Origin of the sequence: Pleionea sediminis, from assembly GCF_007570825.1 — a bacterium.
Classification (GTDB): Bacteria; Pseudomonadota; Gammaproteobacteria; order Enterobacterales; family Kangiellaceae; genus Pleionea; species Pleionea sediminis.
Map to the genome: position 1 here is coordinate 135,023 of NZ_SUNB01000003.1, position 25,911 is coordinate 160,933.

Consider the following 25,911-nt stretch of genomic DNA (forward strand, 5'->3'; position numbering starts at 1 on the left):
GTGCCTATTACACATCACTCTTGTTCTTGTCAAAATTCCAAAATTCTCAATGTTAGAGGTTAATGTCTAGATTACCGACAAACCATCCTGACAATTCAAATTTGGCAGGATGGATACCGGAATAACGATGTAACTCTAAAGCTCTAATTTGCGACACTGTCAACTAAACAATCGATCTGTTCCGAGCTATGAGCTGCGTTTATTAAGACGCGAAGACGTTCATAGTCTTTCGGAACGGCAGGATAAAGCAATGGCTGAACTAAAATGCCTTGTTCTAACATCGATAAATACTTATCAGCACAAGATGACTTTGGAAAGATAGTAAACACAGGACTCTCTGTATCACTCATTCCTAAATCAACACCCAGCTCTTTAGCTAAAGAACGAAAATAAGCAATATTTTTTGCCAACTTCTCATGTCGATTATTTTTAGAAAGAACATTAAGACATGCTAATGAAGCAGCAATATTACTCGGCGTGATTCCGGTTGAGAATATGTACTCACGACTCATTCTAATACGTTCAATCAATTGACGATTAGACACAATAAATCCACCGGTCGAACATAATGCTTTACTTAGTGAGCCCGAAATAATATCAACAACGCCCTCATCAAGGTCGGTAAATATCTGCGACACATTGTTCTGTTGACTCGAAATCACGAACGAATGTGCCTCATCGACATACAGAGTAAAATTAAAGTTCTTTTTCAGGTTGGCAAGCCCTGGTAAATCTACAAAATCACCGTCGGCGCTATACAGACCTTCGGTAATAACTACAGGATTTTTTCCGTAATATTTATCCAACTTAGCCGCCAGATCAGATAGGTTATTATGTTTGAAAGGCTCAGCAGTAACACCTGAGTTTTTAATCGCACTCACAATACTGGCGTGACAATACTTATCAAATAAAAACACCGTATCATCAATCTTTGAAAGTACCCCAATTGCTCCAAGGTTGGCAGTATAACAAGATGTAAAAATACAACTGGCTTCCATTCCGGCAACGGCAGATAATTTTTTTTCTAACTGCTTTAGGTGCGGACTTCGATCAGAAAATTGACCCACACTCAATGATGTTCCATAGGTTTCGATTGCCTTGATGGCGGCTTCTTTCACATCAGGATGCGAGTTCAGCGAGTAATAGTCGGCACTAATGAATGAATGGTAATCTTTACCATTCATTCTTGCCGTTGCAGCAATATGCCGCTCATGCTCTTTAAAATATAAGTCTGATAAATCCATAACTATTAATCTCGAACGAAGGCATCCAGCATAGCGACTTGATATTCAGCGACTTCCTTCGCGCCCTTCTCAAATAATGCTAATGCACCTTCATCCTCTAATAATGGATAGATCATTTTTCGTAATTGCTCGTCATGCTTAACGTCGGCAACCATATGTTCTTTAAAGTGAATCAATTGCTCATCTGTAAAACGAGCACTTAAAACGTTATACATGCGTTTAGCGATTTCTGGAAAAATGGCTTCCATACCTGCAGCGATATAGGCAATCGATTCAATAAATGGCTTATTAAGATACCCTTCATTTAAAAAGTCGATATATTTTTGTGTCTCAGTAAGTGGCGTAATCGAGTGAAGGTCGTTATCAGTAAAACCTAACCCCTTCATTAATCCACCCAGCAAGTTAACGTGCAACCCAGAAAAATCGAGTGATTCGAGCTTATCAGCACCGCCTAGCTCATCCACCAAATTATCACCGAGCGTAAATAACGCATCATTGTTAGGCGCATTAAAAATTAGTAGACCGAGCTGTCTGGGAAATTGTCCGACAATGTAATAGAAGTTGGAGAAAAAGGTTTGAAGCTGGTCATCGGATAGCTCGTCAAACTGACGAATGGCTTTTGTTTCTAATAAACGGTCCAGACAGTACTTACAAATTTCATCGTATTGCTTTTGCATTAGTTTTTCCTTTAATAATCGTTATTTTAAAAAACTGCAATGCCGTGACCAACAATTGCATCACTCACATTAATATCGAATTTATATTGAATTTGGCCTTTACTGGTTGTTCTTTTCTCGGAAACTGTGGCGCTCACAACAATGTTATCGGCAGGAACCGGTTTTTTATAGGTTACAAACTTTTCTTGCAAAATAATTTCTTTGGAATTTTCTGTGAGATCATTATCAAGATGCGCTAAAACAACACACGCTTGGTAAATCCAAACTTCCGCAGTAATTCCCGAAAAAAAGATTCCATATTTGGAAGACATAAAGGTTTCATTTATTTTTAAATGAAACGAAAATTTGTTTTTTCCATCTTCTTCATCAAAAGTAACCCGATCAATCTCAATCACATCTTGTTTATATCCATCCAAGAGATAAATCGACATGAGATTTTTTATATCCAACTCGTTCATTGTGCATTCCTTCCCTACTATTAAATTATTATTGTTTTATTTAAGAGTGTGGATGCTAGCACTTTAGAATTTTACGGGTAAAGCAGCGAAGGTAACTAAATCAAAAAATAACTCAATTCGAGCAGTTTTTCATAAAATGAATTAATCGCATCATTTTTAGAAATAAAATCATCTCAAGATTTAGTCATCAATGAATAGATCTTGCTCAAACAACTAAAGTTTAAAAGAACATCAATATTGGTTTTGAATTGTTTAGATAATCAAGAGGTTTAATTTCGATCTATAAAGTTACAATTAAGTTTTTATACGTTTTGCTTTTCGAAAATTTAAAAATTAATGAACATCGATGAAATGAGCTTTTCATTTTATTAGAAAACGATGTCGAATACAGGCGAGTAATTACTTTGCTACGCTGTACCGACACCTTGAGTAAGGAGTTACCTATCGGTTTTCAGGTGGAATATGTGTAATCGTTGCTGCAAAATCTCTAAGTTCTTCTTTTGTGTATTGAGTGAGAATCCGTTTCTGAGAGACCGGATGATATTGAGTGCTCACGCCTTTGCGCCATGCAGTCTTGGGTCGAATCGGACGAAAAACAAATCCTCCACCACAATTTGGGCACACATTATCCAATACCGACTCAACACAGGACTGACAAAATGTACACTCATAACTACAAATCATAGCTTCCACGGAATCAGCGGGTAAATCTTTGTCGCACAGTTCACAATTGGGTCTTATTTCTAACATTCACAAAATTCCTTGATTGATAAATTCATTTTCATCATGGTTGTCGTCGATATACCTCAGTTAAGAAAGTATTTCGTTTAAACAAAAGTCGATTTACCGCTGATCTGTTGATTTGCAGTAAAAAGTGATCTGTAAACTCACACATTTGCCTCTTGATTAGAGTTCAAAAACTTAGCGATAATAGGATCTTGAGCACAGTACAGCCCTTGTAACAATAATAACGACAACGCAGCATGGGTCGATAGAACTATCTCTATACTATCTCATTGTTTTACAAGACTATTTTACCCAGTTCCTGCCTAAACTTTCAGAGAAAATTTGAATGACACTTAAAAATAGCGGTGGATTTTGAACCTTTTCTTCTAAATCAGGCATTAATACTGTAATCAATAAGCAAGCTATTAGCTTATTTTTAAGACTAATAATTATTTAGCTAAATCGAGGAGCTTCGATTGCCAAGTGCAGCGCCGATTTCCAGTGATGAAAATCTTGAACGAGAGTTATTAAATCGAATTAATCACTCTCGCGATAAACTGGCCATGTCTGAAATTTATCAACGATATCGAAGCCGGTTAGGCTCTTTTTTGATGAATATGCTATCAGATTCGGCACTCGTGGATGAGGTGTATAACGACACCATGATGGTGGTGTGGCGCAAAGCGATGACGTTTCAAGAAACGTGTAAAGTATCAACCTGGATATACTCGATTGCTTTCAGAACCGGATTAAAAGCACGCTCCAGAAGTCAGCGCTTTTCGTTTGAAGAGTGCGATGAGAACATGGAGCAGAAAAACCCGTCTGATCAACTGCGTTATGAAAGCCAGCAATTGTTGACTAAAGCCTTGTCGGAATTATCTCCAGAGCATCGGGCTGCAGTCGACTTAGCCTATTTTCAGGGTTACAACTACCAAGAAATTGCTGAGATTACCGATTCCGTCGAAAGTACGATCAAAACGAGAATTTACTACGCTCGTCAGAAACTAAAGCAAACTATCAGCCGTTTTAATTTAAAGCTGTCTGATATGGAGAAGTGATATGAGTCATCAAGTGATTAAAATGACCAGTCGAGACGCAATAGACGAGTCATTATTGGTTAGTCAATATGTCAATGAACAATTAAGTCCGGAACAAAAACGCGACTTTGAACTTAGACTGAAAGATGATACCAAACTTCAAAAAGCATTGGCTGAAGAATTAAACTTTAAATCATCACTCGATGATGCGCGCCAAGATTACACCATATCAGACAATGCATTTTCTGCTTTCTCAGAACAACTTGCTGATGAACCTATCGTAAAACGAAAAGGAGCTAAGAATTACTTTCAATTGTTTGGCGCAGTCGCCGCAGGAGTATTAGTTTCTGTTACGGTATTTTTGGCTATGCCAATGTTTGATACTCAGCCTGAGTACAAAACGTTAACCAACACCCATGACAAACCCTTTAGTCATACTTCTCAGGCGGTTTATCGAGTTATCTTAAATTCATCACTTCCCCAAGACGAATACGAAAAGAAAATTGAAGAACTGGGATTTACTATTATTCAAGGTCCAGAAGTTGCTAACTCTTATTTAGTAGAAAGTAACGAAGTGCTCGATACCAAAAAGATTAAAGAGGTTCAATCAAATCCATTGATTGCATTTTTTGAACCGGTAAACCAGTAAGCCATGAAAAATTTTGGATTATTAATGATCAAACAAGGCTTGTTCATTTTATTGATATTCGGCATACAAAGTATTTATGCATCGACTAACGAGAATCGCCTTACACCTAAAGCAACACAGACGAGTACTACCAAGAACTTATCGGGTACAGGCTTCTCTAAGTGGGTTATCGTATTGGAAGATCCTCGCAGTCCGCGCCGTAAACGATTGCACCGGGGTGTCGGTTATCAAAGTCTTAAAAACTACGATAACGATCGTATTTTAGAGCGGCTTACCGAATCGATTGTCTCGGAATATCGGTTGGAACTCGATACACAGTGGCCTATTATTAGTTTGAATGTACATTGTTTAATCGTTACATTAGACAATCGTCGTCAGTCAGTATTAAAAAAATTATCGGATGATGAACGTGTGCGATGGGTACAGCCCTACAATGAATTCACTGGCACACTATCCGAAGATTTAAAGACAAGTTCAGATAATTCAAAGACAAACAAAACAACGCCAACGAAAGCTTCAAATCAGCTTGTTAATCAATTTTCCGATCCCTATTTCAAATTACAATCTTCTTTTAAACAGCTTCGTCTGGAAAAATTATTAATGCAGCTCGATGGCGACGGTGTTACGGTCGCGGTTGTGGACTCCGGAGTTTCTGTTAATCACCCGGATCTAAAATCTGCAAAAATACATCACCTAAATTTTGTAGATGCTCAAAGTGATAATCCCAAACTTGAGTCTCATTTAGAAAATGAGTACCACGGCACCGCCGTAGCGAGTTTAATTGTTGCACAAAGAAATAATCAAGAAGGCATGGTTGGCATTGCGCCATCAGCAACTCTCTATGGTTACCGCGGCTGCTGGCAAGAGTCGAGCTCACTAACAAAGTGCAATAGTTTAAGTTTATCACGGGCACTCGATGAAGCCGTTCGCCTATCACCCGATATTATCAATTTAAGTTTAACAGGCCCTCAAGATCGCCTGTTAAACAATTTGCTAAACATGTTAATTTCACAAGGTACGTTAGTTGTCACAGCCTACGATAAAGAGCGATTAAGAGATCGTTTTCCAAAACCTCAACCCGGCGTTTATGTGGCAGGAGATCCTTCGGTCGATTCAATCAACATGGATGACGTATCATTTGTCCCTGGTAACCAGATTCTTACAGCTTCTCCAGGCACAGGCTACGATTTTCGCACAGGACATTCCCTGTCTGCAGCACAATTAACGGGCATTTTAGCGTTAATTAAACAACACACCCGAGTCAATAAAGTAAAAGCTAACTTATTAAAGTTGTATCGAGGAAATGAGTTTTTAAATGTTGGTGAATTATTTTGCGAATTAAAAAGTGCGAGCTGTTAGAACCATTGAAAAATTTATTTAAGAATTTAATAAAGTTGATAACTTAGTGAGAGAATCCAGCGACCACCTGCATTACCATCACCAATAGCGCGCTCTGCATTTCTCTGCGAGTAAGCTTTTAATATTTGAAAACTCCAGCGTGAAATATTATAAGTTGCCGACAAACTATAAAAAAGAATATCTTCTTGATAAATCGCATCCGGAACATTATTTTCACCTAACTCGGCTTGCAAAAACCAATGTTGGTTAAGCTGAGAATGCCAGTTAACAATAAATGATTCCTTTTTAAAGTTTTTACCATAATAGCTATCACTTATCGCATAACTGATCGTTATTGCATCTCTAAAATGTAAGTCAACTTGTGCTTCGGTGTAATTTTTAGACTCTTCAAAGTCTGCATCAAACTGATAAGCACTGACGGAAAACGAAGTTGCCCAATTATTCTTGAATTCAGAATAGAAACCGGCATAAACATTTTGCCATCCACGCTGGTCAAAAAGACCGCCTGATTGATGACGGAATAAACCGATACCACCAAACAATGAATCTGAATAGTTGTAATCAATCGATAGGCTTGCTGTTGGTTCCTCATAGGACAAGGATCCCCCTCGATAAACACCCTCACTGCTCAAGGCGGCTTCCACAACAGGCTCTTCAGCAAATATACGATTCGTTACTATCATCAATATAACAGGCAACAAATATTTTAAAGCAAGACCTTTCGAAAGAGCTCTAAAAGAAGCAACCTGTTGTTCAGACATAATTTTTATAGCTAACACAAAATTCATACAGAAGAATTCGTTAAAAAGGTTTTATTCCGTCGATTGCATTCATGGAGTGCAAATTCTGAGATACCATGAATCTACTTTATTGATTTATACTTTAACCGGCTTCAGAGTAATCAAATTTTACCACGATTACTAATTTAATTGTGATTTGTGACATAGTTCAAATTCACATTGAACCTTTCCCCTACTTTTTGACATTCATTAATAACATTTAGTGGAGGAAAAACAATGAGTGGTTTGAATAATCAATGGTATTTGAAATTAATTAGCGTTGGCATTTTGAGTCTAACGGTTGGCTGTGGTGGTGGGAGCGGCGGTAATGGCTCACCTGATGTTGATGACGACGACGATACACCGGATGTCGTTACTTTTACAGCAAAACCTGAAACCAGAGATACTGTACTAGGGACTGTTTTTGTTAATGCTGATAACATTACTTTATACACCTTTGAAAATGATAGAAACGATAGCGGCGGTGATGGCGCAGGTGATTCTGATTGTAATAATTCTTGCGCAGTGACCTGGCCACCTATGTTAGCTTCATCAACAGCAGAAGCTGAAGAACCCTTTTCGATCATTACTCGCGATAGTGGTGAACGCCAATGGGCATTTCGAGGTTTACCTCTGTACATGTTTGCCAGCGATACTCAAGCCGGTGATGTGAATGGCGAGGGAATGGGCAATGTTTGGTTTGTGGCTCGTCCCGATCCATTAAAACTCGATATTTCTGATGATAGTGCTGTTGGCGAAATTTTGATTGGCCAATTCACGCAGCTTGGTACTAATGGCAGCGGAGAACCTTCGACCGATAGATTGGATCGTAACGGATTCTCGTTATACACCTTTAAAAATGATCGTGATGATACCAGCGGTGACGGCGTCAATGATTCCGATTGTAACGCAAGCTGTGCAGAAGCATGGCCACCATTATTTGCTGATGCAGCAGCAACCGAGTTTGGGAATTATACGATTATCGAACGAGATGATGGAAACTTGCAGTGGACTTATGCCGGACAACCTCTTTATTTTTATGCAGGTGATAGCAATGCTGGCGATGTCAACGGCGATGGGCTCGGTGGAACTTGGTATTTAGCAAGACCACACACGGTGTCGCTCGAAGACAATATACTAAAAAGTGCAACACCCACCTTTGCAACCGATGGCTCAGGCGCACTCGATGATTCACAAACTATAAAGTCAGGTTTTGCACTATATGTTTTCGATAATGATGACACTGATGAATCTAACTGCAATGGCAGTTGTGCTGTAAACTGGCCACCTTTATACGCTTTTCCTGGCGTAACTCCAAAAGAAAACTTTAGTATAATCGAGCGAGATGATGGCTCACTTCAATGGGCTTTTAAAGGTCAGCCACTCTATTATTTCGCGGGAGATTCATCAGCATCTGACACCAATGGTGACCAAGCTGGCGGCACCTGGCATTTAGCAAGAACCGCTCCGGTCCAACTATTCAATGATTCAGAGTTGGGTGATGTATTCGCTGCTCGTGGCAATATTGAAGATGTTAATGCATCGGGCAATCCTGCCGGTACTTTTACCGACCGAACAGGCTTTACCGTTTATTTGTTTGATGAAGATGGTACCGATGTTTCTAACTGTAATAACAGTTGCGCAGTGACTTGGCCACCACTCTACGCAAGCGAATCTGATGTTGCAGGCGGCGACTTTTCCATTTTTACTCGTGAAGACGGATCACTGCAATGGTCCTACAAAGGTGCCCCTCTCTATTTTTATATTGATGATTCCGCACCAGGACAATTCAATGGCATTTACGGAACCTGGCACGAAGTAACACCCTAACGACTCGTAAATAAATTGATAGGACTTATACTATGAATCCACATAAACTAATCTGTGGATTGTTAATGGCGCTACTCGTTAGCGCCTGTTCTCCTGGCACCGGAGAGTTCTCAGAACCGGTTCAAGATAACGACGACAACAATCCTGACAACACTGAAGTTTCATTAACCTCTATTCAAGAAACTATTTTTACACCCATCTGCAGCCAATGCCACTTTGGAAGCCGAGCGCCAAGAGGCTTACGTTTAGATAGTGAAGCGTTGGCTTACGATAATCTGGTTAATATTGTTGCAGAGGGAAATTCGAGTTTTTTAAGAGTCGAACCAGAAAATGCGGACGACTCGTTTCTTATGATGAAAATATTGGGTGATCCAATAGCCGGTCAACGCATGCCGTTAGGTTTATCCCCTTTAACCTCTTCTGAAATTAATTTAATACGTCAATGGATAAATCAAGGTGCATTACCCTCCGATAATGCAAAAGATTTCAAAATCAGCTCGTTCAAAGTTCTCGCCAGCCAAAACTTGCTGCAGTTAAAGATTATTTTTAACCAGAGAATATTTGAGAAAGATTTATTTGAACAAGACATTAGTAAACATAATGTACGAATATACAACGTTACATCAGCTGGTGAACGAACAATCGTAAGTAAATATGGAGTTAAACGCTTATCAACTAACCAAATTGAGGTAAAAATAGATACTTCAAACCTTCGATCAAAATCGATAGAAATTCATCTATCCGACAACACCGCATTGCCATTGCACAGTACTTCTGGGCAAACGCTTTTGAAAACACAGTTACAACACCAGGACAATCACTATGGCTATTTTATTAAAGTTCAGTAAGCAACTTTGTACCGTGGCATTTGCTATATTTTGCATAACTCTATCTGCAGAACCCTATATTTCCGTTCAAACTCAAATGCCTTGTTCATCGTGCCATGTAAATCCAACGGGCGGTGGAATGCGAACCGATTATGGGATTTATTATGGAGCAAATACCTTACCCGCCAGTCAAAATAAGATGGTCAACCCAGACATTGGAAAAATTTCATCATTTTTAAAACTGGGTGGAGATTTTCGATATAATTTTGACGCACAACAAACCGATGTCGAAGATTCGAAAGCGCAAGGATTTTCCGTCAACTCAGCGCAAACCTATTTATTACTTAGTAACGAAAAATCCGATTGGCAGTTTTATCTCGATCAACAAGTCGCTCCTGGTGGAGCAATTAATCGAGAAGCGTTATTAATTAAAAAGTTTGATAACGGTGATTACGTTAAAGTCGGAAAAATGGTACCCGCTTTTGGACTGAAACTGGAAGATGACCTTGCTTTTACTCGCCGATTTACAGGAATTAATTTCGATTCCAGTGACAATGGCGTTGAATACGGTTTTCAAGGTTCTTCACATTTAACCAATCTTTTCATTACCAATGGAACCAATGCTGTTGAAAACAATAATGATCGATTTCAAATTGGCGCACGTACCGAATGGTTTCTTGGAAAGTTTCGAGTCGGAGGTGCCATTATTGCCAACGATAGCATTGATATTGAGCGTATTATGTACTCTATGTTTGCCGGTTATGTCTACGAGTCACTGACTTTTCTCGCAGAAATCGTAACCATTGACCAACAAACTTTTGAACCGGCTTTCATCGATGAGCAGCAAGATATTGCGTTATTCGAAGTCAACTGGTTAATCAATCCCGGGCACAACCTGAAGTTTACCGAAGAATTCTATGATCCCGATAAAAATCTGAATGAAGATCATTTTGTGAGACACTCTCTGGTCTATGAATTCACACCCACCGCAAATGTTCAAATACGAGGTGGATTTAGAATTAATGAAGCACCGCCACAGGAATTAAGAGAAAATGGGGAACGAATATTTGCTCAACTTCACTTTTACTTTTAGTTAAAATTGTTTGGCAAGTCCTGGCCCAGCCTGCAAGACGACGGGTAATACTTACCCGTCGTCCCTTCAACTTTTATGACCAAATACTCATTAAAAAACAAATATTTTTAGATTTCAAATGTGTACCCAAGGTGTACAGTAAAGCCTCTTAACGGAACAAACAATTCATCAACACTAAGCGGAACGTTATTCTTTTCATCAAATAAATTACTCAAATTCAAATACACTTTTGACTCGCCTTGAAAGTAGTAGGCTATATTCAAATCCGTTTTTTTATGAGCTCCTGAAGAATAACGAATATTTGAAGCAAGTTCTTCTGGCAGCGTTCGTTTTGAACGATAGTAACTGGACAAGTTAACATTAAAGTTAAAAATTCGGTAATTAGCGCCAAAACTCAGATACTCATTAGGAAGGAAATAGGTATCTCGATCACTTGCCTCATCACGACTTTTAAATTTTGAGTGTTTAATAAATAAATAATTCTTTTTACTAAAATAATAATTGAATTCCGTATCTATACCAGCAACTGTCGTTTTGCCATTATTTCTAGCAATGAATGAGTTATTTTCTGGAAGGTATTCAATCTTATCATTAAATATCAAATAGAATGGTGTCAGTTGTGCACGATAGTCATTACCTTGATAGATCCAACTCAACTCAAAAGTTTCAATTTTCTCCGGCTTAACATCGCGAGAACCCTGTAATGGAAATAACGCTGTACCTAAAGTTTCGTAAATAGAAGGAGGCCTGACAGCTGAAGCATAAAGACCTTTGAATATCGACTGATTATTACGCCATGTAAATGCGACTCTCGGATTAAAGACCCTTTCCGATGTTTTAGAAAAGCCTTCAAAAGCATCAATCCGGCCACCAAGGACAACGGAGAGTGTATCGCTTATTTGCCAATTATCTTCAACAAAGAAAGCAAAAACATTTCGACTTTTGTTGGGAGCAAATATTTGAGACTCATCCTCGCTAATATCAAATCCGCTTCCATTCCATAAGTAGACCTTAGCGTCATACTGACCTTCTCGCTCTACTTTAAACCCCAGCAATAGCGAATGCTCATCTACCTCTTTTTCATATAGAGATTCAATAAAAATATCATAATTTGCTACAGAACCACCGTAGGGTTCACCCGCCAAATCAATAAAGTTAACAAACTCTGATGTCATGGTTCCAAAAGTTATATTCCATTGCTCACTTAAAGTGTATTTTAAATTACCGTGCCATTGACTACCTTCGTAACTGTATAGATCGAGACTTTGCGAAGGTACTTGACCAGACAAAAAAGCATCTTGAACATTAAATTTGTACCATGTTTGAAAAACGAAGGCGTTATCTAACGATCGTAATGAAAAAGTAAAATTTCCCGCTCCCTTTGTTCCATCTCTTAAAGTTTCCCTATCAAACCCATAACTCCCCTGACCTTTCGGTTGACCGTGCGCCTGGCCATCATCCTGATAATACTGAACAGAACCACCGATATGCCATTGATCTAAGTTTTTGCCAAATAGAGTCGTAAATTTATAAGCTTGCATTAAGTTTTGAGAAGTCTGCCGCTGACTTAAAGTTGATTCTGCACGATATTCGAAACCCAGAAATGTCTGTTCCCGAGTTATCAGATTTATAATAGTTATCGCACTACTTCCATAAAGCGGTACTGGAGACCGACTGATTTCAATTCTTTCAATATTATCAAGCGTAAATTCGACTGCAGGAAATGCAGAACCGAAAGTCGTTTCATTAAACTTTGTTTTACCATTAAATAAAATCAGCACCTGTTGAGAAAAATCTGACAGCAGACCTCTGGAATAGATACCTTCATTGACTCTATCGCCATAACGAAAGTAAGTAGGAACAACATCCATTCCTGGTACATAAATATTCAACACGTCTCGCAAAGTCCGCGCATTCATATTTTCTATTTGCTCGCGTGAAATCAGAGTGATAGAACCCGGTGCTTCGTTAATTGACTCACTTCTCTTAGAGGCTACTTGAACGCGCACTTTCAAAAGCTCAACTAAATTTAAGTCGAATAAACTGGATTCATTGGGTAAAGACTTGGACTCATCAGACCAACAAACGTTGATTAACAGGGAGCTAAGAAAAATAAGAATTAAAACATGTCGAATTGATAATAAATCAACCATATTCCATCTCAAAAATGGAGCTGAATCTCGTAAACTTTCAGAGTCAATATTGTTATAGAGTTCAAAGAGTTAGATGTTAAGCATAGCTCAAAGAAAGAATGCGTCAATTTTAAAATTATTAAGAAATGATCTTTTCACAATACCTAGAATATTTTTTATGGATAGATAGAAAGAGTCAACAGAATGGTTAGAGGAGTTGTAATAAAAATACCAACTCCAAAATAATGGTCATTGCCTGGTGATAATCAATTGATAATATACCAAAGCAATGACCGAACATAGTTGGTTAATTATCCCTATTTTCGACAGGGTGAATATTTTAAAACGGCTGTCGTAATTCTCTAACACGAGAATACATTTCAACTACCAAATTAAATCATCGGGTACCTGATACTCAGCGTAAGGATCATCCTCGTCAATTTCTTGTTTGCTCATTCGATCGTGCATTACAAGAACGACTTCCGGATCAACCGTTTGTAATTTCCGAGCAATCACATCGGGAACTAACCTAACTTTGCCGTCCATCGCACAGATGGCTAAAGTTCCTTTCGCCAAACACTGCTTAATCGTTTCATTTACCTTTAACGTTTTGGTCAGTCCATCGTGAATATAGTTGTAGGGAACCTCACCTTTAAATTCATCGACTCCGTGATGCTCGAGCATTTGCTTTAACATGGCACGTTGCTCTTTGGCTTTTAACTCAGCTTGTCGTTGCTCATTCAGGACTCGGTCTTGTTCTGCTTTTTTGCGCTTTTCAGCCTCAATTTGCTCTTTGAGCTCGTCCTTGACCTTGTGACCTTTTGGTTGCTGTTTAGCCTTTTTACGCTTCTCATGCTTTATTTTGGTTGCTTTCTTTTTATCCGCTAAACCCGCTTTCATCAATTGTTCTTGAAGTGAGCTCATATCTTTCTACTCTCGATTTTTGTTACTGTTTCGGAGTATACCAAAATCTACTCCTGGGATAAATTATCTCAATTAGCATCTAGAGGGGATATTTGAAATAGAAAACATAATCCAATCCTTGCCGACTGATGCATCAAACCTACTGACTAAATCAATCGGTTAAGATTCACTCCAAATCTGAAACATTGATAGAGTCCTCTATCCCTCTAACTTTAAGCCAAATTCTCCATGCGAGATAAAAACAAACTGGTATGTAAAAATTCGATAATAACTCACGCTCCATTGCCCAATATTCTGACATCAAAATAAGCGGTCCTCGTTTGTCTCTAAATACAACTCAGTTAAAAATAGGAAAAGTTTTTCATCACATCGCAAGAACCACTCACAAACGTAAGGAGTGACTATTTTGAACAAATCCATTGTGTGGTTAGTCTTGTTGCAAACCCTTGTTATATTTTGTTTGCTGATCTTTATTAGCAATCTCGATAATAAAATTAACCAACTAACTCGAGAGCTAACCTCTCCCGTAAAAGCGAGTTACACTCGCGTCGATAACGACGGTTTAAATCCAACAAAAACGCTCCCCCCAGTAACGATTAGGCAAGTATGCAGCGAAGAAACCTTAAAACAACTGACTCGTCAGTTGGAGAAATACTTTACATCTCATCCGATTGAAAGCACTAACGAATTAGAATCCAAAACTCAGCAAGATCCGTTGGAGTACAGCAATACTTACAGCCAGGTTGCTGCCAAGATAGATCATTTTATTAGTCTCGGTTCTATTTCCAATGAAGACTTTATGCTCCTATCTCAAGAAGCCTCAACACTTCCTCGAACGCAAAGAGATAGCTTACTTAAAAAACTGGCAAGGGAACTCAACCGTCGTTAATACCAACGACTTTTATTACACCGAAAAAGGAGAGCATCATGAATAAATTAACTAGCCTTTCGCTTGTTACAGCTATGGCTCTAAGTTCAGCGGCACAAGCTGTTAATGTTGTTAAATATTCCGATGGCAGAGGCTACGCTTATGGCGTTTTACAGCATAATACCACATCGGCTCACATCACCTGCGCTCGGTCACACGCCGTACCAAATGGAACTTCAAGTGGTTATGATGAAGTTTGGTGTTCTGCAAGAGATCTCGATGGAAACAGTGGATTCTGCTTTACCAGTAATGCTGACTTTACCGCCATGATGCAGGGACTCAGTGACCATGGCCGACTGTTATTCCGATGGAATTCATCCGGAGAATGCTATGCAATGCAATTGACGAACTCAACCAATTATCTCCCTGCACCTTAGGTCGACTCTATATTGTATATAAATTTTGATGTCCCGGTGGTTAATGGCAATGACATAATTGCCATTAACCACCTTTAAACGATGACTACGACAAAAGTCTCGACTCCCAGATTTTCGAGGATATATTCCGAATATAACGACATTTAGCAACTTTTCACTCAAAAACGATTCTCTCATCGCAACATCAAAAAGTATCTTTGATTCTTTAGCACCCATTGAACATTGAGATTATTCCTAAAAATTAGGAACTTATGTGCATAAGTCGAGTAAAAAAGCCAAAACAGCCTATACTGTAACTTTGAATATGGTTAAAAACCATTCAATTTGTGGGTAGCTTATTCGACGGTAGGTTGTATTCGTGGTCGAAGTTTCAAAACAATCACTCTTTTGCGGTAATAGCAATAGATCTATTTGCCATATCCTAAGCGTTTTTAACTCTTGGGTTATCCTATTTGCTTGCCTGCTCTACACTTCCTGTTTGCTTGCTGCCGATAATCAAACCTTCGAATTAACCGAAACGGAAAGTCAATGGCTCGCCCAAAAAGAGCAGATTCGAATTGGCGCCATGAAAGCCTGGCCTCCGTTTAATTTTGTCGATCAATACGGTAAGTCCACAGGCATTGGCGCCGATTACATTACAGCTCTAAATAAACGACTCAATGGAAAGCTCGTTATCGAATCGGGGAACTGGAATGAATTATTTGACGCAGTGAAGACTCAACAACTCGACGCCATTTTAGATATCAATCGAAAGCCAGAGCGTGAACATTACTTCCTGTTTACAAAACCATATTTGCAAGTACCTCATGTTATCGTCGCGCCCAAAAACGCCCCCTTCTTACGCGATGAGCAAGATTTAAAAGGAAAAGTAATCGCTTTAGAACGCGGTTTTGGCAATGTGACTTATTTTGAAGAAACCTTTCCAGAGACAACAATAAAACTTTATAAAAATACGGCCCTTGCGCTAGATGCAGTCTCTCGTGGCCAAGCCGATGCGTATGCTGGAAATCGAAGTGCCGCCTTATATTGGATTGGCAAAGAAGTCATGGTCAATTTAAAAGTTCATGGACGTCTCAATACTGAAGGATCGCAATTGAGTATTGGCGTGCGCACTGACGAGCCTATCTTAGTTAAAATTTTAGACCGAGCTTTAGCCGACATACGGCAAGAAGAAGTTCGAATGATCCAAAATCGTTGGGTGGGCAACAACGATAACAACAAACAAGTTCTACTTACTGAGCAGGAACAACAGTGGATTAAAGAAAATCCAATCATTAAAATTGCATTCGATCAAAATTATCCTCCTTACAGCTTTAAAAACGAGCAAGGAAATTTTGAAGGTGTTGCTGTCGATATTGCTTTTGAGTTAGCAAATCGCATAGGCGTTGAACTCAATATTCATCCTGAAGGCCAATGGCTCAATTTATATCAAGATGCCATAGCAGGAAAAGTTGATGTGGTCGCAACCTTGGTCAAAACACCGGATAGAGAAGATAACTTCAATTTTACCCAACCCTATATATCCCTTTCACGATTTATCGTTACCAAAAAAGAGGACCGCGAAAATATTGCTAGCACAGACGATCTTCGAGGAAAAACCATTGCTCTAATTGAAGGCTACTCAACATCAAGTCAAGTGATTGCCAAATATCCCAGCATTACACCCTATTATGTAAAAAATATTCAAGAAAGTTTAAAAGCCGTCTCAGCGGGACTGGCGGATGCTGCGATCGCAGATATAGGAATGGCGCAACATGCTATGACGTTACTTGGATTGACCAATCTTGGTTTTGCCAGTGTTTATGTCGATAATGATCTTGATGAACGCTATGGCGTTCATATCGACAAACCCATTCTAGCTTCGATATTAGACAAAGCACTTGAGTCATTAAGCTACCAGGAATATTTGGCATTTTATTCAAATTGGTCAGTTCCTTACACCGAAAAAATCATATCGGGCGTTCAATCAAAAAACTTTAAACTCACAGAAAGTGAAAAAGCCTGGTTAGACAAACATAAAGTCATTCGCTTAGCATCGGATTATTCTTGGCCACCATTTGAGTACATAGAAAAAGACGGCACTTATCATGGTATTGGTGCCGATTATATGGCGCTTATCGAACAGCGTTTAGGTATTCGATTTGAAGTTTCACCTCGGCGTGCTTGGCAAGAAATTACCGATATGGTTGCTAACAAAGAGCTCGATATACTGTCTTGTGCTATGGAAACCGAACAGCGGCAAAAATATGCAATCTTTACCCAACCTTATATTTCTCACCCAATGATTATTGTAACACGCGACAATATTGACTTTGTTGAGGGCATCGATGGACTCGCTGGTAAAAAAGTTTCTATAGAAAAGGGTTATGGATCTTATGACTTAATGTTAGATCGACACCCAGAAGTTAACATCATACCCTACACAGACTCCTTGTCGGCAATGATGGCCGTATCGAATGGCGAAGTGTTTGCTTATATAGGTAACATTGCGACCATGAGTTATGTTGCTCGCCAGAACGGAATTACCAACATTAAAATATCCGGGCAAGTTCCTTACCGTTTTGATTTGTCCATAGGTGTTCGTGACGACTGGCCGGAGTTCATTCCAATTCTTCAAAAAGCATTGAACTCCATTACGCGCGAAGAGCACAATCAAATACGCAATAAGTGGATCGCTATCGACGTTGAAAAGCCGTTTAACTATACCATCATTTGGCAAGTTGGTAGCCTTGTCATCATAATTTTAGTCTCCTTCCTATTTTGGAACTTATCGCTGAATAAACGAGTGAAAGAACGAACCCAACAATTAACGTATCAAGCAAACTATGACTCATTGACGCAATTACCTAATCGAGCTTATGTCTTAAAACAACTTAATGACTTATTAGAAAAAGCCGTAGAATCTCGTGACAAACTGGCCGTACTCTTTCTCGATTTAGATGACTTTAAAATTATTAACGACACCATGGGACACGATGCTGGAGATCAACTATTAATTGAAGCGTCTCAACGAATGAAAAAGTCATTAGGAGAGAATCATATCGTTGGACGTATGGGTGGAGATGAGTTTATCGCTATTATTCGAGACTATGATGACGATAGTCAAACAACCTTATTAGCCGATCGTTTAATCGACAACTTTAAGAATAAATTTGAAATTGATAATCAAGAAATCAAAATGTCAACCAGCATCGGAATCGCGACTTATCCTGAAGACGGAACATCCTCTTCAACATTACTCAGTCATGCCGATGCGGCTATGTATCATTCAAAACGACAAGGCCGCAGTACTTATTCTCATTTTACCGAAGAGATGAATCGCGAAGTCGAACGTCGCATTGAAATTGAAAAAAATATGCAAGGCGCTCTGGAGCGCAATGAGTTTTCACTGGTCTATCAACCCAAAGTTGATATCGCAAGCCGTCGAATTATTGGTGTTGAAGCTTTGTTACGATGGCATTCACCTCAACTGGGCTCTGTGGCCCCCGATGAATTCATCCCAATTGCAGAAAATAATGGTCATATATTACCGATTGGTGAATTCGTTTTAAAAACGGCTATTGAGAGGCTGAATGAATGGCAAAACAAATTTGATTTATCCTTAACAATGGCTGTGAACTTATCTCCGATACAGTTTCGTGATCCTAACTTATCCCGAAATATTCGCGAATCGATGGAGCAAATTGGCATTCAATTATCATCGTTAGAACTTGAAGTTACAGAAGGTGTTTTATTAAAAGGTCATAACTTTGTCCAAAAAGCCATTAGCGAACTGAAGTCTTTAGGTGTTCATTTATCAATGGATGACTTCGGAACTGGCTATTCATCGTTAAGCTACTTACGAAAATATCCTTTCGATCGCATTAAAATTGATCGTGAATTTATCAAAGGCATTACCGATAACGAAACTGACCGACAATTAGTCTACGCATCGATTGAAATGGCACACGGCTTAAACTTGTCCGTCGTTGCTGAAGGTGTTGAGACAGACTCTCAACTGTCGATACTGGCTGAACGCTATTGTGACATTGCGCAAGGCTATTTATTTAGCAAACCCCTTCCTTACGAACAAATGACACAATTTTTACAGGACCATTTTTCATCTTTCAATATCGACCAATCGGCCTAAAGGTAGATGTCATTTATTTTCTTCGTGCGGTTTCGAGCAACTTTTTCGCTGATTGATAAGAATATTTATCTTTCAGTAAACGACGACTATGAGAAAGATGCTTTTCGGTTGTCGCAAGATCGCCGCGATTAGCCGCTCTTTGCGCTAGCTTCCAATGCATATTTCCAAGCTCAATCAGTTTTTTCTCGGCACTGACTTGATTGGGATCCGCTTTAAGAATCGCTAAATAGGCTTCTTCAGCATTATTGCCTGTCGGCGAACTCAACTGATTTTTATCAATCAAGGATTGGGCTTTCTTATACAAGTTTTTAATCGGTATCCAATCTCGAGGATAAAAAGCCATTTTTCCGGTGACAAGCTGAGGCTTAATACTGCGTACTTTCCCATGATGAACCTCAACCGCAAGTTCTTGCCCTAGATATTCTTTGCCCAATAATAGATGATGAACCCCAGTCGTAAGATTGTCTATTTTATGAGGCGTTGTTTCGGGCAACCGCTCTCCATCCAACTCTATCCAGGCACCCGAAGGAACGGACTCGATTAGTAACGAACCGGTGCCAACTTCTAACTTAAGTTGCTTATTGACAATTTTGTTGTCCAAAACTTCGATTGTCGCGCTCGCATCAGAAAACAAAGGGTGTGTTAATTTAAGGCGATGTTCTCCAGTACGAATCGATTGACCGAGATAGGGAGTTTGCCCTACTTCTTGACCGTTTAAAAATACGGTTGCACCTGAAGGCTCTGAATCAATTTTAATAACACCTTTTGGCTGGTCTCCATCGACCGTATTGCTATTAATTAGCGCCATTGCCCAATCATAGCTACGGCTCAAATTTTCAGAAACCAAGTCTTTTTGCCAATATCCAAGTGATACGACGCCAACTAATACTATCGCAATACCCCAAAACCATAATCTCGAACTCGGTTCAACGGTATCTGAAATACCGCCGAAATTTAAAACATCGGCTTGCTGCTCCCTTCGTTTTTCATAAAATTCTTCTAGCTTGAATTCTTGGTCTACTTCTAATAATTCAATCGCCTCAATTAACTCATCGGCCGAGGCAAATCGGTCTTCTTTCGATTTTGCCAGCAAAACTTCGATAAAATCTTGATAAGGTGACAACTCCATTGGTAGCTGAGGTATGGGTTCATTAATGTGAGCCAAAGCAATAGCGATAGGCTTATCTGCGTCGTAAGGAACCTCACCCAATAGCATTTCATAAAAAACAATGCCCAGACTGTACAAATCACTGCGTTCATCTAAGGAATCGCCCTGCGCCTGCTCAGGACTGATGTATCGAGGTGTACCAATACTTTCACGGGCATTAGAGATTGTCGCCTCACTACTGAGCGTCGTAACGATACCCAAATCAGTTAATTTGGCATTACCATCTTCATCAAACAAAATATTTTCTGGCTTAATATCTCGATGAATAAATCCTTTGTTATGAGCATACTTAAGTGCTTTCGCTATCTGCTTCAAGTATTGCAACGACTCGACCACGGAGAGCCCTTCATCAATGCGTTGCTTCAAATCGCCATTGGGCAAGTATTCCATGAGATAAAAGTGAATATTGTCCTCTTCACCGACGTCGTAAACAGTCACAATATGAGGATGGAAAAGATTGGCTGTCGCTCGAACTTCACGATTAAACCGCGCCAACCAGTCCTTATCACGCGCCATCTCGGGTGGTAATACTTTAATCGCAACGTTACGCCCCAATACCGTATCTTCAGCAAGATAAACATCGGCCATTCCGCCTTTGCCTATCTGACGAATAATGCGAAGCTTACCTAGTCGTGTATCGGGTTTAATCATCATTTATAGCATTCTCACTGGGACTACCTTTTTCTTAGCAATCGATCGTTTAAAAGTATAGGTAACAATTCAATCGAACTCATCCATTTTAACTAAATGCTCGATTAAATAAATAGCTATCAGTAGCTTCTGATACTTCCTTCACATCGACTAATGCACATTTCGCTCTTTTTCTGGCGACATTTCAGTCGTGTAAAGTTGTTTAACCTGTCTAACAAAATCATCGTACTCTTGAGGACTTATCGCTTCTTCATTTTTTAAATAATTAAATTTCCCTATCTCAGACTCTAAGTCCGATTCTGTATCGATAAATGCATAATAATCTTTAAGAAGCTGTTTTTTCTTCGCATACAAAGCTTCAATAATTTGGTCATGCTGCTTGTCCTTCAAGATACTCACTTCGTCACTATCGGTTAGATACAAAGTAAATTTCGCTTTTTTCTTAAAGTACAATATTACAAAGATCAAACTGATAGAAAACATAGAATATTTTGGAGACCCCGTTAAAATCTCCATTGCCGTATATTGAATACCACCAACGAGTAAAAAACAGACAGCGCCAATGAAAAACAGCATATTCTTTTCATGCATCTCATGAAAATCATCTCTCGCTGGCAATGATAAGTATTTTATTTTTTTTGTGGTTCCAATTGACTCGTCAGCTTGGTAATAGGTGAAGTGATCGTTAAATAACTTAAACCTTCTTTTTATACCCATCGTTTTTTGATTAAACATCATAATTATTTAATTCCCTATTTTCTCTAAACTACACCCTAAAATGATTCGCTATTAAGAGTGTCATTTATTTTCCATACTTTAGATACAACTTGCGACTTATTTGCAAAATATCCGAAGCCATATAAAGACGTTCGACCCAATGCTTTGGTATTTGATTGAATCCATAATAGGCTCCTGCGATTTGCCCCGTAATCGCAGCCGTCGTATCGGCATCATCACCAAGATTGACGGCTGCAAGAATGGCTTCTTCATAAGTGTTCGTTTCAAAAAAGCACCACAAAGCCGCTTCTAAAGAATCGACACAGTAGCCAGAACCAACGAGACCGGCATAAGACTTATTCAGAAAGTCACCGGAAACTAATCTTTTTATTTTTGGTTGATAAAAAGAATGATCAATTGTTTTCATCAGCTCTGATTTATTCAATCCCGACAGAGCACGATAAATTAAAAACGCTAATAATTGACAGCTTTCAATCGCTTCTGCTGCACCATGCGTGGTACGAGAACTCTTTGCCGCTAAATCAGCTAATTTATCGGGTGTTTGAAATGAATATAGAACGATTGGTGCCAATCGCATTAATGAACCATTGCCCGCGCTGTTTGGATCAGTCGAACCACAATAGGGTTCTCCAGTTTGCTGAAATTTATTTAATGCATCTCTCACGGTATTTCCAATGTCAAAACAAACACCGGTAGAACTTAAATATCCCCATTGCCACCAATTTAAATAACGCGCCATTTGATCTCTAGCATCGAAAGTCGATTTCTCGAGCAAACTCTCCGCCAAACATAATGCCATTGACGTATCGTCTGTCCATTGACCCGGTTTCAAATGAAAAGGTCCTCCGCCTGTCAAATCAGTGACAGGTTTAAAGCTTCCTCGAGGTGAAAACTCAACGGTCGTTCCCACCGCATCTCCGCAGGCCAGTCCAACCAGAGCTCCTTTAAATTTATCTTCGGTCATAACTTACTTTCTTCTTGCTCTTCTAATACGGATCCAGGAATAAACTGAATTGGATAAGTAAAAACTTTAGGGAGCATAAATATACTCTGCGTTATTATCGAAAACAGCTTGGATCTTTTCTCTATCACTCCCAAATAGACTTTCCGGTTCTGCTTTTAACACCTGACAGTTTATTACCAATGCACAGAGAACATACACTTGAATAACTTCCATAGTAACGAAAACTTAATTTAAATTAACGCTCAAGCCAATTAACTTCCAACGAATCCCTTCAAAAATATACTTAAACTCAAAAGAGACGTTTATTTGCTTCGTCGGGTATTGTCCTTCCACTAATAATACGCCCTCTGAGTTTACCTGAGGTTTTTTCGTGAACTGAGGACTCATATTTGAAAGTCCCCTTAAGTCGATATTTTTTCCATAGAAACTCGAAAAGCCTTCATCGAGTTTGTCGGGTGACGATTGCTTTTGCCACAATTGAGACGTGTAATTATAAAGCTTGCTCATATCACTGTCATAGACAGATTCAGCAAAAACTGCCATAGTTTCACTGGCTAGTCGCACAAGCTCATCCTCAGAAGGCATCACAGCGGTAACCAACTCGTCTTTAATGCCCGATGTTGGCATTTGAATCGCAAAAATTTTCCATGCCTCAGCACTTTTAACAAAACTCAAAGATACCGGAACCACGCCGCCAGATTCGGTGGTAATTGATCCCGTTAATAAACCCCGATTGCCATTTCTCGAACGATTACTCCAATTAGCGTCAACAAATTGATCTAACGAAGTCTTCTTTAAATACGTCATCAACTCCGCTTTACTGGTTTGCGCTTTAAAATCTTCCGAGAGGAAAGTGTAAGCCTTTTCGATGTCATTATTTTTCACAGACTGAAAAAATTCATTCGCGGTTTTCGTTAAGTCGGCCGTTAAAATAAAAACAGCACTGAATATCAAACCGATGACGACGGCAATCCCGCCCAAAACTTTGGGCCAAACAGGCTTTTTATTCGTTGCAATAGCCTTCTCGTTATTTTGCTGGTGATTGTCTGGAGTATTTTGCTCAAGAGCTTGTAATTTTGTTTCTCTCCGGTACATGACACCACCGGCGATCAGAAGCAAAGGCCCAATAAACAAACCCGCCCAACCGATAGAAAACGTTAAGATAAGTCCCGCGACCTGCATCAAAACAGCAATGTTTTTCATAAAAATCCTTATTGCATATAAAGTAGACTGATACAGGTGAAATTATGACCCTTCTGGATAGATATATCAATTAGCAATACCGAAATTGATTATTTTACAACCAGCCCCTCATCGATTGTTATCAATTAATGGTCAGTCTTTGTTGTCGCTATGATTGTTTCAATTTGATTAAGCTTGTCACAGATTGAAAACAAAACCCTTGCTCTGGTTGTTTATTGTACACCATCAAAGTTACAGCCTTTGTCATGGCCAAGCGAATGGATAATTACATTCGATTAAATTGCATCAAATGTATGTTTCAATTATTCATTACAACGTTTCAATTTTTCACCATTCGGATAACTAATGTGTTCTTTTAAAAATCGAGAAAACCAACGAAATTCTCCAATGGTCATAATAAACTGCATGGAGGCAAATGCTTGATTTTCATTATCCATAATCAATTCAATAGCGGAACACAATTCTTCCAATTTTATAAATAGCTCAGCAGAATTAATGTTTCTTTTAGGCAGATATGCCTCAAACTGATCCAATCGGTTGATAATATTTTTTGCAGGCTGTTTATATTGTTTTAATGTCGCTTTATCGGAAAGAATTATGTCTTGCGATTTTTTCCTTAATTTCTTTGGAAGTGCAATACTTTCCCACCAAGTATTCACTTGCATTTCATTAGCATTAATACGATATAAAGATTGTTCTTCTCCCTCTTCCAAACTGTCTAACATTTCTCGCGTTAAAAAATCATCTTGTTGAACCAGCGCGGGTTTTAAAAGTAATACCGCAATCGTCTTATCACTATCCGAGACAAGTTCCTTTCCACAACCGGTCAAGTTAATTAGAAAGGCCAGCGTTAAACAGATTTTTATTGTCATTTAATTCGCCCTTAAATTATTTAAGCCGTAGTTTATCATCAATCTCAATGACTAATAACTCATCGATTATTACTTGAACATCTTTTCAGTTGGCGATACCTTCTAATCTCTTCATTTGTTTAAAAAGGATAATATAATGAGAAAACGAATTTCGCTATTAACCCTAACGGCTGTTTCACTAGCTTCACAACTAGCGATAGCTCATCACAACGATCAAGACTATACCTGTACTACTCAAGAGTTCACTCAAAATGTTTATTCAGGTTGGGCTTCTTGTACTGCCTATGACAGTAATAATCGCCCTAATTATCTGACAGAATATGTGAGTGTCAGCTACACTTCATTCTATAGAATTAATCAATATCAATCGGGTGAATGGTTGAGTTGTCACGCTTCTGTTCCATTCTCTCACGTAGAAACCCGAACTCAAGAGGTTTGTACTCATACTCCGCGCGAACCTTATGTCTCTTATGTCAATTACGAGTACGGCGCTTGTCGTTATTACACACGACACGGTTTCTTGACATGGCAACGTAAAAATACCGCAACCAGTTATCAAGTTCAGGAAAAATCTGGAACCCGCTGGAATAACATTTATTCAGGTAGTGGCACCGCCATGAATTATTCGAAACAACCGGGTAATACCAATCGTTCGTATCAATTACGGGTAAGAGCGAAAAGCGGTTCCGATGCTGGCTCGTGGAATTACTTTACCGCGTCTGTTCCAAGATGCTGGAATGGTGGAGGTCCTCACCCTCAATAAGATGATGTAAAAAATCAATCAATAATTTGGGGAACTAAGAGTCATAACATTGGTTAAAACTCAAGGTTCCCTACTTCGAACTATTTTCAGTAACGCATATGCTACTGGGCGTGTACTTTTGCGTCTAGCTTTTCTCAAATATCAAACTCTAAAAGTATTCGGTAATATTTACCAAGTTGACAATCCTAACAATGATTCAACTCAATCACCCTATAAACACAAAGGATCTGAGTAAAAATACAATTTATTGACAGCACTTTATGTCCTACCTTGCACAAAAAATTGTCCTCTCTTGCACTATATTTCCGTCAATCACAAAGGTAAAACAAACGTCGGCAATATTGCTCAGATACCTTGCCATTAAAAGAATCGAGTCAACTTAT

Annotated in this window: 22 protein-coding genes; 10 read left to right on the plus strand and 12 right to left on the minus strand. The window is 39.0% G+C overall.

Going from position 1 to position 25,911, the window contains the following annotated elements; genetic code table 11:
- Nucleotides 1–143: 143 nt before the first annotated feature.
- From FAX86_RS14485 to FAX86_RS14500, 4 genes are all read right to left on the minus strand, one after another.
- Nucleotides 144–1,244, minus strand: coding sequence for an aminotransferase class I/II-fold pyridoxal phosphate-dependent enzyme (locus FAX86_RS14485; RefSeq protein ID WP_144394173.1), 1,101 nt, complete (start codon nucleotides 1,242–1,244; stop codon nucleotides 144–146).
- A gap of 5 nt (nucleotides 1,245–1,249) precedes the next feature.
- Nucleotides 1,250–1,921, minus strand: a complete 672-nt coding sequence (locus tag FAX86_RS14490) for an iron-containing redox enzyme family protein (protein WP_144394175.1) — start codon at nucleotides 1,919–1,921, stop codon at nucleotides 1,250–1,252.
- Nucleotides 1,922–1,947: 26 nt separating this feature from the next.
- A complete protein-coding gene (locus FAX86_RS14495) occupies nucleotides 1,948–2,379 on the minus strand; it encodes a hypothetical protein (RefSeq protein WP_144394177.1) in 432 nt (143 codons plus the stop codon).
- A gap of 441 nt (nucleotides 2,380–2,820) precedes the next feature.
- On the minus strand, nucleotides 2,821–3,129 hold the full coding sequence (locus tag FAX86_RS14500; protein ID WP_144394179.1) for a DUF1272 domain-containing protein: 309 nt from the start codon (nucleotides 3,127–3,129) through the stop codon (nucleotides 2,821–2,823).
- A 452-nt stretch (nucleotides 3,130–3,581) separates the two neighbouring features.
- Here FAX86_RS14500 and FAX86_RS14505 point away from each other — a divergent pair, with 452 nt between their 5' ends.
- From FAX86_RS14505 to FAX86_RS14515, 3 genes are read left to right on the plus strand one after another with little or no spacing between them, the layout of a single operon-like run.
- Nucleotides 3,582–4,163 carry an RNA polymerase sigma factor gene (locus tag FAX86_RS14505; protein WP_144394181.1) on the plus strand — a complete coding sequence of 194 codons (582 nt, stop codon included), beginning with the start codon at nucleotides 3,582–3,584 and terminating at the stop codon, nucleotides 4,161–4,163.
- Between the two features lies 1 nt (nucleotide 4,164).
- Nucleotides 4,165–4,791: a hypothetical protein gene (locus FAX86_RS14510; RefSeq protein ID WP_144394182.1), complete on the plus strand. Its 627-nt coding sequence runs from the start codon at nucleotides 4,165–4,167 to the stop codon at nucleotides 4,789–4,791.
- 24 nt (nucleotides 4,792–4,815) lie between these two features.
- Nucleotides 4,816–6,150 carry a S8 family peptidase gene (locus FAX86_RS14515; protein WP_164503598.1) on the plus strand — a complete coding sequence of 445 codons (1,335 nt, stop codon included), beginning with the start codon at nucleotides 4,816–4,818 and terminating at the stop codon, nucleotides 6,148–6,150.
- 26 nt (nucleotides 6,151–6,176) lie between these two features.
- Here FAX86_RS14515 and FAX86_RS14520 read toward each other — a convergent pair whose 3' ends face one another.
- Nucleotides 6,177–6,938 (minus strand): hypothetical protein, encoded by a 762-nt coding sequence (locus FAX86_RS14520; protein ID WP_144394186.1) that lies wholly within the window; start codon nucleotides 6,936–6,938, stop codon nucleotides 6,177–6,179.
- Nucleotides 6,939–7,166: 228 nt separating this feature from the next.
- Between FAX86_RS14520 and FAX86_RS14525 the strand changes: the two genes are divergently transcribed.
- The 3 genes from FAX86_RS14525 to FAX86_RS14535 are packed head-to-tail and all read left to right on the plus strand — an operon-like array spanning nucleotide 7,167 to nucleotide 10,679.
- Nucleotides 7,167–8,759: a hypothetical protein gene (locus FAX86_RS14525; protein WP_144394187.1), complete on the plus strand. Its 1,593-nt coding sequence runs from the start codon at nucleotides 7,167–7,169 to the stop codon at nucleotides 8,757–8,759.
- Between the two features lie 32 nt (nucleotides 8,760–8,791).
- A complete protein-coding gene (locus FAX86_RS14530; RefSeq protein ID WP_144394188.1) occupies nucleotides 8,792–9,607 on the plus strand; it encodes a hypothetical protein in 816 nt (271 codons plus the stop codon).
- Nucleotides 9,582–10,679, plus strand: coding sequence for a hypothetical protein (locus FAX86_RS14535; protein ID WP_144394189.1), 1,098 nt, complete (start codon nucleotides 9,582–9,584; stop codon nucleotides 10,677–10,679). Before FAX86_RS14530 ends, FAX86_RS14535 begins: the two co-directional genes overlap by 26 nt.
- A gap of 107 nt (nucleotides 10,680–10,786) precedes the next feature.
- Here the strand turns inward: FAX86_RS14535 and FAX86_RS14540 are convergent, their stop codons facing one another.
- Entirely contained in the window at nucleotides 10,787–12,832 is a 2,046-nt protein-coding gene (locus FAX86_RS14540; protein ID WP_144394190.1) for a TonB-dependent receptor plug domain-containing protein, read from the minus strand.
- Between the two features lie 363 nt (nucleotides 12,833–13,195).
- Complete coding sequence (locus FAX86_RS14545; RefSeq protein ID WP_144394191.1) at nucleotides 13,196–13,735, minus strand: DUF2058 domain-containing protein; 540 nt, start codon at nucleotides 13,733–13,735, stop codon at nucleotides 13,196–13,198.
- 406 nt (nucleotides 13,736–14,141) lie between these two features.
- Here FAX86_RS14545 and FAX86_RS14550 point away from each other — a divergent pair, with 406 nt between their 5' ends.
- The 3 genes from FAX86_RS14550 to FAX86_RS14560 all read left to right on the plus strand — a co-directional run bounded on the left by FAX86_RS14550 (nucleotide 14,142) and on the right by FAX86_RS14560 (nucleotide 19,169).
- Nucleotides 14,142–14,624: a hypothetical protein gene (locus FAX86_RS14550; protein ID WP_144394192.1), complete on the plus strand. Its 483-nt coding sequence runs from the start codon at nucleotides 14,142–14,144 to the stop codon at nucleotides 14,622–14,624.
- A gap of 38 nt (nucleotides 14,625–14,662) precedes the next feature.
- Complete coding sequence (locus tag FAX86_RS14555) at nucleotides 14,663–15,040, plus strand: hypothetical protein (protein WP_144394193.1); 378 nt, start codon at nucleotides 14,663–14,665, stop codon at nucleotides 15,038–15,040.
- 358 nt (nucleotides 15,041–15,398) lie between these two features.
- Nucleotides 15,399–19,169: a transporter substrate-binding domain-containing protein gene (locus FAX86_RS14560; RefSeq protein WP_144394194.1), complete on the plus strand. Its 3,771-nt coding sequence runs from the start codon at nucleotides 15,399–15,401 to the stop codon at nucleotides 19,167–19,169.
- A gap of 13 nt (nucleotides 19,170–19,182) precedes the next feature.
- Here the strand turns inward: FAX86_RS14560 and FAX86_RS14565 are convergent, their stop codons facing one another.
- The 5 genes from FAX86_RS14565 to FAX86_RS14585 form a co-directional block, all read right to left on the minus strand.
- Entirely contained in the window at nucleotides 19,183–20,991 is a 1,809-nt protein-coding gene (locus tag FAX86_RS14565; RefSeq protein ID WP_144394195.1) for a protein kinase domain-containing protein, read from the minus strand.
- A gap of 147 nt (nucleotides 20,992–21,138) precedes the next feature.
- Nucleotides 21,139–21,726, minus strand: a complete 588-nt coding sequence (locus FAX86_RS14570; protein ID WP_144394196.1) for a hypothetical protein — start codon at nucleotides 21,724–21,726, stop codon at nucleotides 21,139–21,141.
- A 64-nt stretch (nucleotides 21,727–21,790) separates the two neighbouring features.
- Nucleotides 21,791–22,690, minus strand: coding sequence for an ADP-ribosylglycohydrolase family protein (locus FAX86_RS14575; protein ID WP_144394197.1), 900 nt, complete (start codon nucleotides 22,688–22,690; stop codon nucleotides 21,791–21,793).
- A gap of 225 nt (nucleotides 22,691–22,915) precedes the next feature.
- On the minus strand, nucleotides 22,916–23,893 hold the full coding sequence (locus FAX86_RS14580) for a hypothetical protein (RefSeq protein WP_205859215.1): 978 nt from the start codon (nucleotides 23,891–23,893) through the stop codon (nucleotides 22,916–22,918).
- A gap of 302 nt (nucleotides 23,894–24,195) precedes the next feature.
- The gene (locus FAX86_RS14585; RefSeq protein WP_144394198.1) at nucleotides 24,196–24,765 is read right to left on the minus strand and encodes a hypothetical protein; all 570 of its coding nucleotides are present in this window, start codon (nucleotides 24,763–24,765) and stop codon (nucleotides 24,196–24,198) included.
- Nucleotides 24,766–24,901: 136 nt separating this feature from the next.
- Between FAX86_RS14585 and FAX86_RS14590 the strand changes: the two genes are divergently transcribed.
- Nucleotides 24,902–25,528, plus strand: coding sequence for a hypothetical protein (locus FAX86_RS14590; RefSeq protein ID WP_144394199.1), 627 nt, complete (start codon nucleotides 24,902–24,904; stop codon nucleotides 25,526–25,528).
- The last annotated feature ends 383 nt before the right edge of the window (nucleotides 25,529–25,911 follow it).

Bases quoted from the DNA above. Each gene is read 5' to 3' on its own strand.
- FAX86_RS14535 (WP_144394189.1), top strand. From the start codon at position 9,582: ATGGCTATTTTATTAAAGTTCAGTAAGCAACTTTGTACCGTGGCATTT.
- FAX86_RS14510 (WP_144394182.1), top strand. From the start codon at position 4,165: ATGAGTCATCAAGTGATTAAAATGACCAGTCGAGACGCAATAGACGAG.
- FAX86_RS14530 (WP_144394188.1), top strand. From the start codon at position 8,792: ATGAATCCACATAAACTAATCTGTGGATTGTTAATGGCGCTACTCGTT.
- FAX86_RS14545 (WP_144394191.1), bottom strand. From the start codon at position 13,735: ATGAGCTCACTTCAAGAACAATTGATGAAAGCGGGTTTAGCGGATAAA.
- FAX86_RS14495 (WP_144394177.1), bottom strand. From the start codon at position 2,379: ATGAACGAGTTGGATATAAAAAATCTCATGTCGATTTATCTCTTGGAT.
- FAX86_RS14490 (WP_144394175.1), bottom strand. From the start codon at position 1,921: ATGCAAAAGCAATACGATGAAATTTGTAAGTACTGTCTGGACCGTTTA.
- FAX86_RS14570 (WP_144394196.1), bottom strand. From the start codon at position 21,726: ATGATGTTTAATCAAAAAACGATGGGTATAAAAAGAAGGTTTAAGTTA.
- FAX86_RS14525 (WP_144394187.1), top strand. From the start codon at position 7,167: ATGAGTGGTTTGAATAATCAATGGTATTTGAAATTAATTAGCGTTGGC.
- FAX86_RS14555 (WP_144394193.1), top strand. From the start codon at position 14,663: ATGAATAAATTAACTAGCCTTTCGCTTGTTACAGCTATGGCTCTAAGT.
- FAX86_RS14580 (WP_205859215.1), bottom strand. From the start codon at position 23,893: ATGAAAAACATTGCTGTTTTGATGCAGGTCGCGGGACTTATCTTAACG.
- FAX86_RS14540 (WP_144394190.1), bottom strand. From the start codon at position 12,832: ATGGTTGATTTATTATCAATTCGACATGTTTTAATTCTTATTTTTCTT.
- FAX86_RS14590 (WP_144394199.1), top strand. From the start codon at position 24,902: ATGAGAAAACGAATTTCGCTATTAACCCTAACGGCTGTTTCACTAGCT.
- FAX86_RS14520 (WP_144394186.1), bottom strand. From the start codon at position 6,938: ATGAATTTTGTGTTAGCTATAAAAATTATGTCTGAACAACAGGTTGCT.
- FAX86_RS14585 (WP_144394198.1), bottom strand. From the start codon at position 24,765: ATGACAATAAAAATCTGTTTAACGCTGGCCTTTCTAATTAACTTGACC.
- FAX86_RS14515 (WP_164503598.1), top strand. From the start codon at position 4,816: ATGATCAAACAAGGCTTGTTCATTTTATTGATATTCGGCATACAAAGT.
- FAX86_RS14565 (WP_144394195.1), bottom strand. From the start codon at position 20,991: ATGATGATTAAACCCGATACACGACTAGGTAAGCTTCGCATTATTCGT.
- FAX86_RS14575 (WP_144394197.1), bottom strand. From the start codon at position 22,690: ATGACCGAAGATAAATTTAAAGGAGCTCTGGTTGGACTGGCCTGCGGA.
- FAX86_RS14500 (WP_144394179.1), bottom strand. From the start codon at position 3,129: ATGTTAGAAATAAGACCCAATTGTGAACTGTGCGACAAAGATTTACCC.
- FAX86_RS14485 (WP_144394173.1), bottom strand. From the start codon at position 1,244: ATGGATTTATCAGACTTATATTTTAAAGAGCATGAGCGGCATATTGCT.